Genomic DNA, 2,874 nt, shown 5'->3' with positions numbered 1-2,874 from the left:
CTTCAACTATAACCGGGTATGTTTTTGATAAAGTAGTTAATGAACAACTTGTAGGAGCTACAGTAGCCTTAAAACCAGGCACTATTAAATCGGTTTCCATGCTTAATGGAAAATACGCCCTAAATAACATCAAAGCCGGAAGTTATAGGGTAAGAGTTTCTTATATAGGGTATTTACCCATTGATACAACTGTACAAGTTGGCGATAATGTAGATTTAAAGCTAAACTTTTACCTCGTTTCAAATACATCCAGCCTAAAAACGGTAACAATTTCGGCAAATGGCAGCAGAGAATCTGACAGGTACGCAAAAAAAGCCGAGCAACGGGCAGATAACCTGGTCAATATTGTTTCGGCCAATTCTATCGCTATATCGCCCGACATTACGGTTGCAAATGTGCTGGCACGTGTTTCGGGTGTGTCTGTAGAAAGGGGTAATACCGGCGATGGGCAATACGCCATTATTCGTGGGATGGACAAACGGTATAATACAACGTTAATAAACGGTGTAAAAATACCCAGTCCTGATAATAAAAACCGCTATGTACCACTGGATATATTTCCAGCCGACCTGGTTGAAAGAATAGAAATATCAAAATCATTAACACCCGATATGGAAGGTGATGCTTCCGGTGGAGTGATCAATATGGTGATGAAAACCGCTCCTGATGAATTCAGGTTAGAGGGAAATGTTGGCGCCGGTTATAGCCAGTTATTTTCTAAAAGGCCATTTGATAGCTTTAATACCTCTTCAATAAATAAACAGTCGCCCGCCGAGATTATAGGGAATGGTGTTTATGCACCCGTTTCTTCATTCCCTTACAACAACCTTATTACAGGCACAAAAAAAACACCTGTTAACAGCAACTTTAGTTTAACTATTGGCAACAGGTTTTTAAATAAAAAATTAGGCGTCATCTTCTCGGGTACTTATCAAAATACCTATGCAGGTAATAACACTTCGGTATTAGTTCAAAATGCTACATTAGGGCCAGCTGCCGGCCCAAATGCAACTATGACGCAGGTATTCCCTGATTACCAAACCCGGAAATACTCTTCCTTAACCAACCGGCTGGGGTTGATCTCAACAATCGACTATAAGTTTAATGCGGATAATACGGTAAGCCTGTTTGGTACTTACCTACAACTAAACGAAGACCGGGTAAGGTTAACCAACGATATCCTTCTGGGTAACTATTCTTATAATGGCTACATTGGTGGTTTTCAAAACAATAATCAAATTCAAACCCGGCAGAATTTGCAAAGCATTTATAGCTTAATACTGCACGGAAACAATAAATTAGCATCATTTTTTACTACTGATTGGTCGTTGGTTTATTCGCAGGCCAAACAACAACTGCCAGATTATGCCGCGTTTAATACTACGCAGCAAATTAGCCCTAACGCCTCGGGTACCGCCACTTCACTCTCATACGGGCCGATTTCAGTCGAGAAAGAAACTCGTGAATGGACCCGCAATACCGACAGGGACATCTCCGGTTATTTGAATTTGCATTATAACACCAAAATAAACAATCATACCACACAAATTGGTTTTGGTGGTATGGCCAGGCATAAAAACCGCGACAATTATGACAATCAATACAAATTAAGCCCGGTTCCCGATGCTGATTCAACTTATCAAAAATATGTTTCAATCCCCGCGTCCCGGTTCAAATTTATTCCTAATACAGATGCTTTAGGTACAGCATTCAGTAATCCCGGCGTGTACACCTTTAAAGAGAACATCCAGGCAGGATATGTGCAGGCAAAATACTTTATTAATGATCGCTTTGATGTATTATTTGGTATACGTGCCGAGCATACAGATCAGTCATATGATTCCTCTTTACCCGCAACCATAGCAGGAAAATCGGCGTCGATAACCTATACAGATTATTTGCCAGGTATTAACGCAAAATATGCACTAAGCAATAACCAGGCATTAAGACTATCTTATTTTAAATCTGTATTAAGACCTGCGTATTCTGATCTGGTTCCGTACCAGGATAATACCGGTTTTGCAACTGATAATTTCCCGATACAGGGAAACCCGCACCTGCAGCATTCTGTTATAGATAATTACGATTTTAGGTATGAGGTATTCCCTAACGGTTTGGATCAGTTTATGATTGGTGCATTTTATAAAACCATTACAAACCCTATCGAATACGCGCTGGTTCAAACAGATTATTCTGCAAATCTTACGCTTAGTCCTTACAATTTTGGTACAGCCCATAATTATGGTTTAGAGGCCGTTTTTAGGAAGTTTTTCGGAAATATTGGCGTGTCTGGTAATTATACCTACACCCATTCGGTAATTAACTCAACAAAAAAATTCACTTATGTTGACCCTGCCGATAACAGCTTTCACAATATTGAAGTAAACCAATCGAGGCCGTTGCAAGGGCAATCAGCACACGTAGGTAACTTCTCTTTATTGTATAAAAACACAAAGAACAAATTAGATGCTCAGTTAGCCGCGGTTTACACAGGCGAAAGAATAAATACGCTCTCGTTATATAAAGACCTGGATAACTGGGAGCGACCAACTATTAACCTCGATTTTTCTGCCCAGAAAGAATTTAGTGAGCATTACATCATCTACATAAAGGTTAACAACCTGCTTAACACTCCTTATAAATTAATAATAAAACAATCAAACAAGGCATATAGTGGCAATAATAAGTTGCCTATACAGGATAGTCCTAATTATGCCACGGTTGAAAACGATAAATTTTACGCCAGGTTCCTGGTTGGTTTCAGATTCAAATTTTAAAACAAATAACAATAACCGATTAATTATGAAAAATTTAAGAAATGCACTGGTTTGCCTATCCGTATTGGTATTGGCAGCGTGCAGTAAAAGTAAAGAT

General features: G+C 39.1%; 1 protein-coding gene. It reads left to right on the top strand.

The annotated features are described in order from the left end of the window. Nucleotides 1-2,777 (top strand): TonB-dependent receptor (locus AC1DPZ_RS24875; protein WP_477408543.1); only part of this gene is annotated, 2,777 nt, incomplete at its 5' end. Nucleotides 2,778-2,874: the final 97 nt, after the last annotated feature.

The organism is Mucilaginibacter sp. P4_G9 (assembly GCF_056400985.1).
Note: the sequence above shows the minus strand (reverse complement) of the source record. Positions and strands in the feature narration are given on the sequence as shown.